Annotated in this window: 10 protein-coding genes and 1 other RNA gene; 8 read left to right on the top strand and 3 right to left on the bottom strand. The window is 71.0% G+C overall.

Going from position 1 to position 15,151, the window contains the following annotated elements; translation table 11 throughout:
• Nucleotides 1-158: 158 nt before the first annotated feature.
• Nucleotides 159-5,012, top strand: coding sequence for an NAD-glutamate dehydrogenase (locus DPM19_RS26205; protein ID WP_111870706.1), 4,854 nt, complete (start codon nt 159-161; stop codon nt 5,010-5,012).
• Between the two features lie 165 nt (nt 5,013-5,177).
• On the opposite strand, the gene DPM19_RS26200 is transcribed toward DPM19_RS26205, so the two are convergent.
• Together DPM19_RS26200 and prfB are read right to left on the bottom strand one after the other, a co-directional pair.
• Entirely contained in the window at nt 5,178-6,119 is a 942-nt protein-coding gene (locus tag DPM19_RS26200; protein ID WP_111870705.1) for a hypothetical protein, read from the bottom strand.
• A gap of 88 nt (nt 6,120-6,207) precedes the next feature.
• The gene (gene prfB, locus DPM19_RS26195) at nt 6,208-7,326 is read right to left on the bottom strand and encodes a peptide chain release factor 2 (RefSeq protein WP_111870704.1); all 1,119 of its coding nucleotides are present in this window, start codon (nt 7,324-7,326) and stop codon (nt 6,208-6,210) included.
• Nucleotides 7,327-7,438: 112 nt separating this feature from the next.
• Between prfB and DPM19_RS26190 the strand changes: the two genes are divergently transcribed.
• Entirely contained in the window at nt 7,439-8,524 is a 1,086-nt protein-coding gene (locus DPM19_RS26190; RefSeq protein WP_146778994.1) for a hypothetical protein, read from the top strand.
• A gap of 94 nt (nt 8,525-8,618) precedes the next feature.
• Here the strand turns inward: DPM19_RS26190 and DPM19_RS26185 are convergent, their stop codons facing one another.
• Nucleotides 8,619-8,807 carry a hypothetical protein gene (locus DPM19_RS26185; protein WP_111870702.1) on the bottom strand — a complete coding sequence of 63 codons (189 nt, stop codon included), beginning with the start codon at nt 8,805-8,807 and terminating at the stop codon, nt 8,619-8,621.
• Nucleotides 8,808-8,999: 192 nt separating this feature from the next.
• Between DPM19_RS26185 and ftsE the strand changes: the two genes are divergently transcribed.
• The 6 genes from ftsE to ssrA all read left to right on the top strand — a co-directional run bounded on the left by ftsE (nt 9,000) and on the right by ssrA (nt 14,977).
• Nucleotides 9,000-9,689, top strand: coding sequence for a cell division ATP-binding protein FtsE (gene ftsE, locus DPM19_RS26180; RefSeq protein ID WP_111870701.1), 690 nt, complete (start codon nt 9,000-9,002; stop codon nt 9,687-9,689).
• A gap of 68 nt (nt 9,690-9,757) precedes the next feature.
• Nucleotides 9,758-10,663, top strand: coding sequence for a permease-like cell division protein FtsX (gene ftsX, locus DPM19_RS26175; protein ID WP_111870700.1), 906 nt, complete (start codon nt 9,758-9,760; stop codon nt 10,661-10,663).
• Between the two features lie 37 nt (nt 10,664-10,700).
• Nucleotides 10,701-11,903 carry a S41 family peptidase gene (locus tag DPM19_RS26170; protein ID WP_111870699.1) on the top strand — a complete coding sequence of 401 codons (1,203 nt, stop codon included), beginning with the start codon at nt 10,701-10,703 and terminating at the stop codon, nt 11,901-11,903.
• Nucleotides 11,904-11,907: 4 nt separating this feature from the next.
• Nucleotides 11,908-12,375: an SsrA-binding protein SmpB gene (gene smpB, locus DPM19_RS26165; RefSeq protein ID WP_111870698.1), complete on the top strand. Its 468-nt coding sequence runs from the start codon at nt 11,908-11,910 to the stop codon at nt 12,373-12,375.
• 14 nt (nt 12,376-12,389) lie between these two features.
• Nucleotides 12,390-14,270 carry a penicillin-binding transpeptidase domain-containing protein gene (locus tag DPM19_RS26160; protein WP_111870697.1) on the top strand — a complete coding sequence of 627 codons (1,881 nt, stop codon included), beginning with the start codon at nt 12,390-12,392 and terminating at the stop codon, nt 14,268-14,270.
• A gap of 335 nt (nt 14,271-14,605) precedes the next feature.
• Nucleotides 14,606-14,977, top strand: a transfer-messenger RNA (tmRNA) gene (gene ssrA, locus DPM19_RS26155).
• The last annotated feature ends 174 nt before the right edge of the window (nt 14,978-15,151 follow it).

Here is a 15,151-nt window from a genome sequence, read left to right as displayed (position 1 = left end):
TATAGGGCGGGCGGAGACTGATCCGATCGGGTCGGCAGAGCGGGCTTTCCTCGTTACTCTGGCGCAGTGAGCGGGCTACAAAGGTGTGGCACGGGGTTCTCAGGGGAGTCCATGAGCGTTATGGGTCCGACGATGCGGCAAGCCGACGGGCACGGGGCATGAGCGGCGAACTCGAACGGGCGAAGGAAGATCTGCTACGCCGGGCTGCGGCGGACAGCGACCTCGAGGACGCGCTGGCCTTCTTCCAGGTCTACTACCGGCACGTCGCGCCGGAGGATCTGGTCGGCCGCGACGAGGAAGGGGTGCGCGGTCCCGCGCTGGCGAACCGGCGGCTCGCGCAGGAACGCCCGCAGGGCAGGGCCAAGGTCCACGTGTTCAACCCCGGCCGGGCCGAGGACGGCTGGGAGTGCGACGACCGGACCGTGGTCCAGATCGTCACCGACGACATGCCGTACCTGGTCGACACCGCGACGATGGAGCTGACCCGCCAGGTGGTGAACACCTACCTGGTCGTCCACCCACTGATCGGCGTCGACCGCGACGTGGCGGGCCGGCTGCGGGCGTTCCGCGGCAACCGCGACGACTCCGGTGACCTCGATGAGGCGTGGCTGCACATCGAGATCGACCGGGTCGACGACCCGGCGGTCCTGGCCCGGCTGGAGATCGGCCTCCAGGACGTGCTCCAGGACCTGCGCGCCGCCGTCGAGGACGAGGCGAAGATGCGCTCGCTGGCCGGCGCGATCGCGATGGAGATCTCCGAGCACCCGCCGGCGCTGCCGGCCAAGGAGCTCGCGGACGGCATCGAGATGCTCGACTGGCTCGCCGACGGCCACTTCATCTTCCTGGGCTACCGCGACTACGTGCTCAGCGAGGACGGTTCGGCGCTGCGCCCGGTGCCCGGCACCGGGCTGGGCCTGCTGCGCCCCGACACCCGCGAGTCCGGCAGCTTCGCCGCGCTGCCGCCCGAGGCGCGGGCCAAGGCGCGCGAGCGGCGGCTGCTCATCCTGACCAAGGCCAACTCCCGCTCGACGGTGCACCGCCCGCACTACCTCGACTACATCGGCGTCAAGCGGTTCGACGAGACCGGCGAGGTGGTGGGGGAGCGGCGGTTCCTCGGCCTGTTCACGCACGTCGCCTACAGCGAGTCCATCTCGCACATCCCGGTGCTCAAGCGCAAGCTCGACGAGGTCATCGACCGGGGCGGGTTCACCCCCGAGAGCCACGACGGGCAGGACCTCATCGAGATCCTCGAGTCGTACCCGCGCGACGAGCTGTTCCAGATCTCGGTTGGCGACCTGCTCCCGATCGCGGTCGGCGTGCTGCGGCTGCGCGACCGCCGCCAGCTCCGGCTGTTCCTGCGCAAGGACGAGTACGGCCGCTACATGTCGTGCCTGATCTACCTGCCGCGTGACCGTTACACCACCCAGGTCCGGCTGCGCATCCAGGAGATCCTGCGCCAGGCGTTCGACGGGGTCGCCGTCGACTACAGCGCGATGGTCTCCGACGCCAACCTGGCCCGGCTGCACGTGGTGGTGCGCGGCCGGCGCGGCACGCAGCTCCCCGCCGTCGACGTCGACGAGCTGGAGCGCCGGCTCGCGGCCACCACCCGGTCCTGGGCCGACGACCTGGCCGACGCGATCGTCGAGCGGTTCGGCCGGGGCCGGGCGGGCGAGCTGTCCCGGCGGTACGGCGACGCGTTCCCCGAGGGGTACAAGGCCGACTTCCCGGCCGAGACCGCGGTGGCCGACCTGAGCCGGATCGACGCCCTCGCCGAGGACGGCGAGATCAGCATCGACCTGTACGAGCCCTACGGCGCCGGCCCGGGCGAGCGGCGGCTGAAGATCTACCGGCTCGGCCCGCCGATCTCCCTGTCGCACGTGCTGCCGCTGCTGCACAACATGGGCGTGGAGGTGATCGACGAGCGGCCGTACGAGATCGGGGCGGTCGGCCGGCGCCGGGCCTGGATCTACGACCTGGGCCTGCGTCACGAGCCGTCCGCGGTGGTGCCCGAGAGCGACGTCGAGGCGCTGTTCGAGGACGCGTTCAACGCGCTGTGGCGCGACGAGATCGAGAACGACGGCTTCAACGCGCTGGTGCTGCACGTCGGGCTGACCTGGCGCGAGACGATGGTGCTGCGCGCGTACGCCATGTACCTGCGGCAGGCCGGCATCACGTTCAGCAAGCGCTACATCGAGCAGGTGCTGCTGCGCAACGACGCGATCACCCGGTTGCTGGTGCGGCTGTGGGAGTCCCGGCTGGACCCCACGCTGACCGGCGGCGAGGACGAGCGCAGCGCCGGGATCATCGAGGAGATCGCCGGCAGGCTGGACGAGGTCGCCAGCCTCGACGAGGACCGCATCCTGCGGGCCTACCTGGAACTGATCACCGCGACCCTGCGCACCAACTACTTCCAGCGCAAGCCCTACCTGTCGCTGAAGTTCGATCCGGAGCGGATCCCGGAGCTGCCGCAGCCCCGGCCCAAGTTCGAGATCTTCGTCTACTCGCCGCGGGTGGAGGGCGTGCACCTGCGGTTCGGCTCGGTGGCCCGCGGCGGGTTGCGCTGGTCCGACCGCCGGGAGGACTTCCGCACCGAGATCCTCGGCCTGGCCAAGGCCCAGGCGGTCAAGAACACCGTGATCGTCCCGGCCGGGGCCAAGGGCGGGTTCGTCGGCAAGCGGCTGCCGGTCCCGCCCGAGCGCGGCCCGGACGACAGGTCCGCGGCGGCCATGAGCGCCTACCGCGACGCGTTCCTCGCCGCCGGGATCGAGTGCTACCGCGAGTTCATCAGCGGCCTGCTCGACATCACCGACAACCTCGTCGACGGCAAGGTGGTACCGCCGCCGGACGTGGTGCGTCACGACGGCGACGACCCGTACCTGGTGGTGGCCGCGGACAAGGGCACCGCCACCTTCTCCGACATCGCCAACGAGGTCGCCGCGTCCTACGGGTTCTGGCTGGGCGACGCGTTCGCCTCCGGCGGCTCGGTCGGCTACGACCACAAGGCGATGGGTATCACCGCCCGGGGCGGCTGGGAGTCGGTGAAGTACCACTTCCGCGCGCTCGGCAAGGACGTGCAGCGCGACGACTTCACCGTGGTCGGTGTCGGCGACATGTCCGGTGACGTGTTCGGCAACGGGATGCTCCTGTCGGAGCACATCAAGCTGGTCGCGGCCTTCGACCACCGGCACATCTTCATCGACCCGGACCCCGACCCGGCGCGGTCGTTCCGGGAGCGGCAGCGGATGTTCGGGCTGCCCCGCAGTTCCTGGGCCGACTACGACACCGACCTGATCTCGGCCGGCGGCGGGGTCTTCCCGCGCACCGCCAAGTCCGTCCGGATCACCCCCCAGATGCGCGCGGCGCTGGGCATCGACGGCGCCGTCGCCGCGCTGCCCCCCTACGAGCTGATCCGCGCCATCCTGCGCTCCCCGGTGGACCTGCTGTGGAACGGCGGCATCGGCACCTACGTGAAGGCTTTGGTCGAGAACAACGCCGACGTGGGCGACAAGGCCAACGACCCGGTCCGGGTGGACGGCGCCGAGCTGCGGTGCAAGGTGGTCGGCGAGGGCGGCAACCTGGGTCTCACCCAGCTCGGCCGGATCGAGTTCGCCCGCACCGGCGGCCTGATCAACACCGACTTCATCGACAACTCGGGCGGGGTGGACGCGTCCGACCACGAGGTCAACATCAAGATCCTGCTCGACCAGGTGGTCCGCGACGGCGGGCTGACCGGCGAGCAGCGCGACGTCCTGCTGGGCGAGATGACCGACGAGGTCGGTGAGCTGGTGCTGCGCGACAACCACGCGCAGAACCTGGTGCTGGGCGCCGCCCGGGCCCAGGCCGCGGACATGCTGCACGTCCACTCGCGGATGATGCGCAAGCTGGAGCGCTCGGGCCGGCTCAAGCGGCGGCTGGAGTTCCTGCCCGACGACAAGGCGCTGGCCGAGCGGCGGCAGGGCCGGCTGGGGCTGACCGGGCCGGAGTTCGCGGTGCTGCTGGCGTACGCCAAGCTGACCCTCGACGACGACCTGGTCTCCTCCGACCTGCCCGACGACCCCTACCTGGAGGAGTGGCTGGCGGGGTACTTCCCGACCCCGTTGCGCGAGCGGTTCCTGCCGTACATGGACCGGCACCCGCTGCGCCGCGAGATCATCACCACCAGCGTGGTGAACGACCTGGTCAACAACAGCGGGCTGTCCTTCACCTACCGGGCCAACGAGGAGACCGGGGCTTCCACCCCGGACATCGCGCGGGCCTACCTGGTCACCCGTGAGGTCTTCGACATGCCGCGGTTCTGGCGGTCGGTCGAGGAACTGCCGCCGAGCGTCGACCAGGCCACCCGGACGGCGCTGCTGCTGGAGTCGCGCAAGCTGACCGAGCGCGGGGCCCGCTGGCTGCTGCACAACCGGCGCCCGCCGTTCGACATCCGCAGCACCATCGACTTCTTCTCCACCGGCGCCGTCGCGCTCACCGCGCAACTGCCCAAGGTGCTGACCGGCCTCGACCTGGAGGGCTTCACCAGCCGGCGGGAGGGCTTCGTGGAGCGCGGGGTGCCCGGCGAGCTCGCCGAGCGGGTGGCCATGATGGTGCCGGCCTTCTCCGCCTTCGATCTGGTGGAGATCGCGCAGTCGAGCGGGCGGCCGGTCGAGGAGGTCGCCGACGTCTACTTCGACCTGGCCGACCGGTTGCAGCTGACCCGGATCCGCGAGCGGGTGATCGAGCTGCCGCGCGACGACCGCTGGCGGTCGATGGCCCGCGCGGCGCTCCGCGACGACCTGTACGCGGCGCACGCCGCGCTCACCCGCGACGTGCTGGCCAGCAGCCCGCCCGGGGCCGGCCCGGAGAAGCGGCTGCTCGTCTGGTCGGAGAAGAACGAGGCCGCGATGCTACGCGCCCGCCAGACCCTCACCGAGATCTGGGAGAGCGAGAGCTTCGACCTGGCCACCCTGTCGGTCGCCCTCGGTGCCATCCGCACCCTGGTCACCGCCGCCACGTTGCCCACGGGGGACTGACTCGGGCGGAACCAGCCCGCCCGCCACCGCACCTGCGCGTGGAGCGGTCCGCTCCGTTCGGAGCGGCCCGCTCTGCGCGTTCCCCCGGCTCGGGCGGGTCCGCCGGGTGCCGGTGCCCGCGCACAGCGGTCGGGAAGTGCGGGACGCCCCGGCACCCGGCGGGGCTCAGGAACCGACGGCGCGGACCGCCTTGCGGTGGGCGCCGACCACCAGGGCCGGCCCCTTGCGGGGCACCGCGGTGAGGTACTGGACGAACACGGTGGTGTCGAGGCGGGTGCGCACGTTGCGCTGCCGGGCCAGACCGGTCAGGTCGCCGGCGACCGTGATCCGCCCCGGCCGGGCCGCCCGGTAGGTCTCGTGCTGCTGCAGGACGTACCAGACCAGCGTCCCGCCGGACTTGGTGCGCAGCGCGTACGCCGGCAGCCGGGTGGGCGTGAACCGGGAGGTGAGCGTCACGCCGGCCTGGCGGAACTGCTCCTGCGCCTTGCCCAGCGCGGTGTACGCCTGGCCGGTCTGCGGGCCGTCGGCCATCGCCACCGCCCCGGCCGGCACGGCCGCGCCGCTGAGCACCGCGGCGTGCGCCTCACCGACCCGGCCCGGCGCCGGCACGGCGGTCGCGTACCCCTGCTCGTCGAGGGCCACGTCGCGCAGCGCCTCGCCGGCCGGGTACGGGTCGGCGGTGACCCGCCACGGCCCGTTCGGTGCGTCCTGCACGAACAGCAGGGCGTGCCGGAGCCGCTCCTGCCCGGGACCGGTGGTGGCGCTCGCCGCGAACCAGCGCGGATGGCCGCTCAGCCGCGGGATGTAGAAGGTGGGGGACTCAAGAGCGAACGGCCGCCACCGGCTGCGGGAAGCGCGGTGCAGCAGCAGCGAAGCGATCTCCATGGCGAGCTGCGAGCCGGTCGCCGCATCGTTCAGCGGGCGCGCGTCGAGCCGCTGCCCGGCCTGGTTGGCGGCGGCCTGGTAGCGGTCGAGCGCGGCGCGCGCCTGCTCCCTGGTGAGCGCGGGCGGACCGGCCGCGGCGCCGGGGGCGCCACCTCCGTCGCAACCCGCGAGCGGGAGCGCGAGGGAGAGGAGCGCCGTGAGGGCGATGGGACGTGCGCGCATGGGAGGCCCCTGGGAGAGGAAAGGGTGCGTTCCCGGGAATCATCGCAGAGTGATCAATCGGTCACTCCCCGAACGCGCGAACTGCTCCTCAGGAGTCGCTCTCGGCCTCCTGCTGCCGCATCCAGCGGATCTCGGCCTCGATGAAGTCGTCGATGTCGCCGTCGAGCACCGCGGTGGGGTTGCCGGCCTCCTGGCCGGTGCGCAGGTCCTTGACGATCTGGTAGGGGTGCAGCACGTAGTTGCGGATCTGGGTGCCCCAGCTGCTGGTGCCCTCGCCGCGCAGGTCGGCCATCTTGGCCGCCTCCTCCTGCCGCTTGCGCTCCAGCAGTTTGGCCTGCAGGACGTTCATCGCGGAGGCGCGGTTCTGCAACTGGCTGCGCTCGTTCTGGCAGGACACCACGATGCCGCTGGGCAGGTGGGTGATCCGCACCGCGGAGTCGGTGGTGTTGACGCCCTGCCCGCCCGGGCCGCTGGACCGGTAGACGTCGATGCGCAGGTCGCCCTCGTCGATCTCGACGTGGTCGCTCTGCTCGACCACGGGCACCACGTCGAGCCCGGCGAAGGACGTCTGCCGGCGGCCCTGGTTGTCGAACGGGGAGATGCGCACCAGCCGGTGGGTGCCGTGCTCGCCGCGCAACGTGCCGTACGCGTAGGGCGCCTTGACCGCGAAGGTCGTCGACTTGATGCCGGCCTCTTCGGCGTAGGAGGTCTCGTACACCTCGGTCGGGTAGCCGTGCCGCTCGGCCCAGCGCAGGTACATTCGCTGGAGCTGCTGGGCCCAGTCGGCCGCGTCGATCCCGCCGGCCTGGGCGTTGATCGTGACCAGCGCCTCCCGGGCGTCGTACTCGCCGGCCATCAGCGTGCGGACCTCCATCTGCTGGACGTCCTTGGCCAGCGCGGCCAGCTCGTTCTCGGCCTCCTGCCGGGTGTCGGCGTCGTCCTCGGCGGCGGCCAGCTCGAAGAGCACGCCGGTGTCGTCGAGCCGGCGGCGCAGCCCCTCGACCTTGCCGAACTCGCCCTCCAGGTAGGACAGCCGGCGGGTCACCTGCTGGGCGCGGTCCTGGTCGTTCCAGAGGTCGGGGTCGGCCGACTGCTCGCGCAGCTCGGCGATGTCACGCCGCATGCCGTCGAGGTCGAGGACCGCCGCGATGCCCGAAAGCGTCGAGTCGAGTTCCTTGAGCTGGTCTGCGGGGTCGATGGCTGCCACAAGGATCGAGTTTATCGGCGACTGGACACCGCTGTGCCGGTGCGGTGCTCGTCCTTACGCTGTGGGTGGCACAATCACGAGGCAACGATCTGGGACGAATCGGGGGCGAACGGTGCGCATTTCCGGGGTGGCGATGGTGGCCGCGCTGGCCCTGACCGGTGTCGCCGGCTGCTCTGACGGCCCTGACCGGACCGCGGCGGTGCCGATCGCGGCGGCCTCCACACCGGCTCCGGAACGGCTCACCCTCGAAGTCGCCGCGCAGGCGTTCCGCTCCTTCATCGCCAACGACGACGTGGCCCGGGCCAGCGGTGACGAGCGGCTGGCGCTGAGCTGGGCGGCCGACGGCCACTCGCAGCTCACCGCGGCCGAGTACCGCAAGGCCGCCTTCGTCGGCGATCCGGTGCCGCGCTACGACTACGGGACGCCCGCGCTGTACGTGCCGAGGCTGACCACCTACCCGCAGTGGTTCGTGGTGTCGGTCCCCCGCACCGTCCGGGGGGAGGAGAAGTCCGAGCGCACCGCGATGCTGGCGTTCGTCCGCAAGTCCGCCGGGGTGCGCTGGCGGCTCAGCCTGGCCACGTTGCTCGGCGAGAAGACCGGCGAGAAGGCCAAAGAGAAGGCGGACGAGAAGACCGACGAGAAGACCGGGGCCCCCAAGGTCGTGCTGGACGGCGAGGGGTACGCGACGGCGCTGGCCACCTTCGACGACAGCCTGGTGCTGCGGCCCAACGGGGTGTCGGCGATCCAGGCCACGCTCGGCGAGGAGGGCCCCGACAGCGTGGCCGCCAGGGTGATGAAGAGCGGGCCGCACACCACCGGCTACTACACCCGGGCGCGCCGGGCGGAGAAGAAGGAGAAGGAGGCGGGGGTGGCGTCCGACGACGTGCTCCTGTCGACCCAGTCGCCGATCTTCGCGCTGCGCACGGTGGGCGGCGGCGGGCTGGTGCTGTACGCCATGACCCACGAGACGGTGACGCTGCTCCGCAACAAGGAACGGGGCCGGCTGGGTGTCCCCCGGGGCACGGAGCACCTGCTCAACAGCATCATCCTGACCGACGAAGTGCACGTGACCGAGATGCTGCAGTTCGCTGCCGCGGTCCCGGCGAAGCCGGGCCCGAAGGCCAGGAGCCGCCCCAGGGCCGAAGTGATCGCCGCCGCGGGCGACACCGTCCGCGCGGCGGTACCCCAGACGCCCTGACAGGGACCGGCTCAGGCGGTGCTCGTTCCGCCTTCACCTCGCTCACTCGCTCCGCGGACCACTCGTTCCTCGCGGTCCACTCCGCTCGCTCGGCTCAGGCGGTCTGGTGCAGGGCCAGGGCCAGGGTCAGCGCGAACAGCAGCACCAGGGCGGCCAGCACGACCGCGGGCGACAGCCCCGAGCCGTGCCGGTGCATCTCTTCGCGGGCGTTTCTGCAGGTCGGGCAGCGGGCTTCGATCACCGGGCCCGAGCAGCGTGCGCAGATCAGGTGGTCGCAGCTCATGCTGCCTCCCGATAGTGATTGTCGGGCCAGTTACTCACAAGTTGGACGATCCATGCCAGTGTCACCCCTAGACTGCCTCCAGGCCAACCGGTCCGCCAAACCGGGGAGCCTGACGGAGCGGTCGTAGGGAATCCCCGCTCTAGCAGACAGCTCCGTTCCCCAGCCCCTAGACTGGCACGCCGTGATGCAGCCGTGATCCATTTCGACAACGTCACCAAGGTCTACCCGAACCAGAACAGGCCGGCCCTCCAGCACGTGAACGTCGCCGTAGAAAAGGGCGAGTTCGTGTTCCTGGTGGGCCCCTCCGGTTCGGGTAAGTCCACCTTCCTGCGCCTCGTACTCAAGGAGGAGCGGCCCAGCCAAGGCCACGTGCACGTGGCCGGGAAAGACCTGGGCAGGCTCAACAACTGGAAAGTTCCGCACCTGCGCCGCCGGATCGGCTGCGTGTTCCAGGACTTCCGGCTCCTCCCGAACAAGAACGTCTTCGAGAACGTCGCCTTCGCCCTTGAAGTCATCGGAAAGCCCCGACGGTTCATCGGCAAGGTCGTCCCCGAGGTCATCGACCTGGTCGGGCTGGAGGGCAAGGCCCACCGGATGCCCGACGAGCTCTCCGGCGGCGAGCAGCAGCGCGTCGCCATCGCCAGGGCGTTCGTGAACCGTCCAATGATCTTGCTGGCCGACGAGCCGACCGGGAACATCGACCCGGCCACCTCGATCGGCATCATGAAGGTGCTCGACCGGATCAACCGGACCGGCACCACCGTCGTCATGGCCACGCATGACGCCGCGATCGTCGACGCCTTCCGTAAGCGCGTCGTCGAACTGGAGGACGGCAGAGTCGTCCGTGACCAGTCGCGCGGCGTGTACGGCCAGGCGTACTAGACACCCATTACCCGGGCGTTTCATTCATCCCACCCGGGTCCGAATTTCGGCGATCAAGGCAGCGAGGCATGCGGGTACAGTTCGTTCTCCAGGAGATCTGGATCGGTCTCCGCCGGAACCTCACGATGACCATCTCCCTCGTCATCACGGTCGCCATCGCCATGGCGTTGTTCGGCACCGGCCTGCTCATCAAGGCTCAGGTCGACAGCTCCAAGAGCTACTGGTACGACAAGATCGAAGTCTCGATCTTCCTGTGCAACAAGGTCAGCTCGAACACCCAGTGCGGCAAGGCCGACGCGACCCAGGAACAGAAGAACCAGATCAAGCAGACCCTGGACGGGCTCTCGCAGGTCGCCGAGGTGACCTACGAGAGCAAGGACCAGGCCTTCGCCCGGTTCCGGGAGAGCTTCGCCTCCACCCCGGGCTTCACCCAGAGCGCCCGGCCGGGCGACATCCCCGACTCCTACCGGGTGCGGCTGAAGAACCCGCAGGAGTACAAGGAGGTCGTCGACGCGGTCTACGGCATGCCCGGGGTCGACCAGGTGGTCAACGAGCAGGAGATCCTGAAGAAGTTCTTCCGGATCCTCGGCGGGCTCCAGTGGGCGGCGCTGCTGATCGCGCTGATCCAGGTGTTCGCGGCGGTGATGCTGGTGGGCAACACGGTCCGGCTGTCGGCGTTCAACCGCCGCCGGGAGACCGGGATCATGCGGCTGGTCGGCGCGTCCAACACCTATATCCAGCTCCCCTTCATCCTGGAGGGGGCCATCGCGGGCATGATCGGCGGCCTGTTCGCCGCGGTCCTGCTGGTCGGCAGCAAGGTGTTCCTGATCGACCGGCTACAGGGGTCGCTCCAGTTCGCCAGCCAGCTCAGCTGGACCTCGGTGTTCGGAGTGATCGTCTTCTCGATCTGCGTCGGGGTGCTGCTGTGCGCGGTGGCGTCCTTCCTGACCCTGCGCCGCTACCTGCGGATCTAGCCGACCGTCTCTTTTACCCCTCATTACACTGAGCGGCATGTTCCGGCTCACCGGCCGCGCACTTCGCGGTACGACCATCGCCGGCGTCGTGGTTCTCGCCTACGGCGCCGGCGCGGTGTCGTCCGGGGGCAGCGAGGCCCGGCCCACCGGTGACCCGGGCGTGCTGGACGCGGCGGCCGAGCGCATCACCGCGGAGGCCGCGAGGCCGGTGCCCCGGGCCGAGCTCGAACGCGCCGCCATCGAGGGGATGCTCCGCCGGCTGGGCGACCGCTGGGCGCGCTTCTACCCGGCGCACGAGTACGACGACGCCCAGGGCCGGCTGAACGGCCGCTACAGCGGTGTGGGGCTCTGGCTGGGCACGGCAGGCCAGGCGGTGCAGGTCGCCAGCGTGCAGCCCGACTCCGCCGCGGCGCGGGCCGAGGTGCGCGGCGGTGACGTGATCACCGCCGTCGACGGCCGGCCGGTGAGCGGCTGGGACGTCGGCCGGGTGGCGGCCGCGCTGCGGGGCCGTCCCGCCACCCCCGTGCACCTCACCCTCCGCCGGGGCGAGGCGATGCACACCGTCCGGCTGGTCCGGGCCGCGTTGCACCCGGGGGACGTGCGGGTCGAGCAGATCGCCGGCGGGGTGCGGCTCATCCAGATCAGCGCGTTCACCCGGGGGGTGGGCGGCCGGATCCACGACATCGTCGCCGGCGACCCGGCCGAGCACCGCGGCGGCATCCTGCTGGACCTGCGGGGCAACCCGGGCGGGCTGCTGGAGGAGGCGGTGCAGGTGGCGTCGGCGTTCCTGCCCGGGGGGCCGGTCGTCACCTACGAGCGGCAGGGCGCGCCGCCGCGCCGGTACGACGTGACACGCCCGGGCGACGCGCGGACCCCGCTGGTGGTGCTCGTGGACGCCGGCACCGCCAGCGCGGCCGAGATCGTGGCCGGCTGCCTGCGCGATCGGGATCGCGCAGTGATCGTCGGATCGCGTACCTTCGGGAAGGGCTCGGTGCAGGAACCGGTCCGGCTCCCCGGCGGCTCGGCGGTCGAACTGACGGTGGGTCGCTACCGGACGCCGAGCGGCCGCAGCCTCGACGGGGTCGGGATCGAACCGGATGTGGCGGTCTCCGCCGACCGCCCGCCCCGGGAGGCCCGGCGGCGCGGGGAGGCCGTGCTGCGCGGGCTGCTCGCGGCGCTGCCCGCGCAGGTGAAGGGCACGCCCCCGACCGGGGGCGGGAAGAGACGGGACCGAGGCTGATCACGTGCCACGCGAGCAAGGACGCAAGCTCATCGCCCAGAACAAGAAGGCGCGGTACGACTACCACATCGACGACACCTGGGAGGCGGGCCTGGTCCTGACCGGGACCGAGGTCAAGTCGCTGCGCGCCGGCCGGGCGTCGCTGGTCGACGGGTACGCGCTACTCCGCGACGGCGAGATGTGGTTGATGGGGGTGCACATCCCCGAGTACACGCTGGGCACGTGGACCAACCACGAGCCGCGCCGCCCGCGTAAGCTGCTGCTCAACCGCCGGGAAATCACCCGGATCGCAATGAAGACCCAGGAACCGGGTTTGACGCTCATTCCCCTCTCCCTGTATTTCAAGGACGGCAAGGCAAAGGTCGAGATCGCGCTGGCCCGCGGCAAGAAGGCGCACGACAAGCGCCAGGCCATCGCGAAACGCGAAGCGAACCGAGAGATGCAGCGCGCCGCCCGGCACCGGTCGCGCTAGCTGGAGGGGCACCGATGTCCGCTCTTTTCCGGGCCCGGCGGTTGCGCCGGCTGGTCGCCGGGGCGACCGGCGGTATCGCGCTCATGTCCACCGCGACGGCGTGTTTCGCCGAGCCCTCCGCGATGCCCGCAGTCCGCGACTTCCTGGTGGCCTGGCAGGTCCGCAACTACGAGGCCGCGGCCAAGAAGACCACGGGCGACCCCCAGCAGGTGGCCGCGACCCTGAGCGCGATCAGCGACCAGCTCGACGCCGCGGCGATGAAGGTCGGCATGGGCGAGATCAGGAAACAGGGCGACACGGCCTCCGCCCGTTTCTCGATGAAGATCGACCTGGGTGAGAACGGCGACCCCTGGACCTACTTCGGGCAGCTCCGGCTGCGCCGCACGGGCGGCGACTGGAAGGTGCTCTGGGACCCCTCGGTCATCCACCCGAACCTCAAGAACGGGCAGCGGCTGGCGATCGTGACCGAGGCGCCGGAGCGGGCTCCGGTCCAGGACTACGCCGGCAGTTCGCTGCTGCGGCCGGTGCCGGCCTACGTCTTCGGGGTCACGCCGGCGAACCTGGCCGACGACCAGAAGACCATCAAGGCGCTGGCCGGGCAGTTGCAACTGGACGAGGAACGGCTGCTCGGCCGGGTCCGCTCCGCGCCGCCCCGGGAGTTCCTGCCGCTGGTGACCCTCCAGCAGCCCGACCAGGCCATCGCCGCGGAGCGGCTGCGGCGCATCCCCGGGGTGGAGGGGCGTGCCGTGCAGACGCGCATCGCGCCCCTGGCCGCGGCCGAACTGGTGGGCCAGCTCGGCTCCGCCACCGACGACCGGCTGCAGCAGGTCGGCGCGCCGTACCAGCCGGGCGACACCATCGGGGTGACCGGCATCCAACTGCTGTTCCAGCGCCGGCTGGCCGGGGAGCCCGCGACGAAGGTGGTGGCCATCGACCCGGCCGGTGGCCCGCCGCAGGTGCTGCGCCAGTGGGAGGGGCAGCCCAGCGCGCCGGTGCGCACGACGCTCAACACCCCGATCCAGCGGAAGGCCGAACGGGCGCTGTCGGCGGTGCGGGGTCCGGCCTCGCTGACGGCCGTGCACGCGTCGACCGGCCAGGTGCTGGCCGCGGCCAACCACCTGACCGAGGGCCGCAACCTGGCCTTCGAGGGGCAGTACCCGCCGGGGATGACGTTCGGCATCGTGTCGGCCGACGTGCTGCTGCGCGCCGGGCAGCGGGCCAACGGCTCCACCGACTGCCCGGCCGAGGCCACGGTCGGCGGCCAGCGGTTCGCCAACCCGGTGCCGGCCCGGGGCAAGGACACCCTGCAGAAGAACTTCGCCTACTCCTGCACGACCACGCTGGCCACGCTGAGCAGCAAGGTCAGCGGCCCGGCGCTGCTGAACGCGGCGCGCCAGTTCGGGCTCGGCCAGAGCTGGGGGCTGCCGGTACCGGCCTACTCCGGCTCGGTGCCCGCGCCCGCCAACGACGCCGAGAAGGCCGCCCTGATGATCGGCGAGGGCCGGGTGCGGATGAGCCCGCTGGCCATGGCGCTGGTCGCCGGGGCGGCCAAGTCGGGCACCTGGCGCCCACCCCAACTGCTCAGCGAACCCGCGATCCAGTCGAAGCTGCCGGCCCAGCCGCTGGACACGACCGCCTTCACCGACCTGCGCGGGCTGATGCGGCGCTCGGTGCACGAAGGGGCCGCCCGCCAGGCCAACGTCGGCGGCGGCGGTGCCGTGCACGGCGTCGCGGCGACGGTGCGCTACACCGAGGGCGGCCGGCCCAGGGCGGTGTCGTGGTTCGTCGGGTTCCGCGACGACATCGCGTTCGCGATCGCGGTGGAGGGCAACATGTCGAACGCCAGCGTGATCGCCAACCGCTTCCTGGCCAGGACACCCGTGCCCCCGCGCTAGGGTCGTTACCACTTTGTTATCTCTTTGCCTGCGGGACGCAACCCACCAGGGGCCCCCACTCGTCTTTACGGGTGACTGAGACACCGCTCGGGGGGTTGCGGACTCAGTCGCCGTGATGAGATCGGAGCCTCGTCTCGGGGGAGGCTCCGCCGTCAGACCGGCCCGACCCTGCCGGTCAGCCCCGGTGAGCGGTGACGAGTTCACCCTCACCGGGGTTCATCACGTTCAAGCCCCCCTCACCCCGGGAATCACGTTGGCAGTACCGGTGTTGAGAATGTACGGTTCCGGTACCGGGCGCTCCGGCGCCCGTATCCACACCGTTGACAACTCAACATGGGGGTGACTGGCTTCGACTTCGGTTGTCGAGCCAGGGGAAGCGGGCCGAGGGCTGCAGTTGCGACCTCGTAAATCCTGCGACTGCAAACCAACAAGTGCCAACTCTCAGCGCACTGAGTTCGCCCTCGCCGCCTGAGGCGAGTAGCGACTCTGTCAGCCCGGGGAAGTCTCCGACCCGGGACCTGGCATCGTTAGGAGACTCCACCTGCCGACCCGGTCGCGGGGCCGGTAGGGAAAACTAACAGCGACTGGGCCCGTCGGTGACTTGCCTGCATGAGCACCGGGGTCGAGAAAACGACTAGCAGGCTGCGCCCGGAGAAGCCCTGAATCGGTACCGGAGGACGTGGGTTCGATTCCCACCACCTCCACTCGGGCCTGGGGTCAGTGTGGTCGCGGCGTTGCCGCTTCCCCGCTGGCCCCTCGTCATTTTTCCCGGGGGGCGACCCCCGGACCCCCGGGGTGGCGGCCTGGCGGCCGCCACGTGGGGGTTGCTGTCTGCGGCTTTGGTTTCGGGTCGGTGGGTTGCGGTTTTGTCGCTTCCCGCT

Origin of the sequence: Actinomadura craniellae, from assembly GCF_003289645.1 — a bacterium.
GTDB lineage: Bacteria > Actinomycetota > Actinomycetes > Streptosporangiales > Streptosporangiaceae > Actinomadura_D > Actinomadura_D craniellae.
Note: the sequence above shows the minus strand (reverse complement) of the source record. Positions and strands in the feature narration are given on the sequence as shown.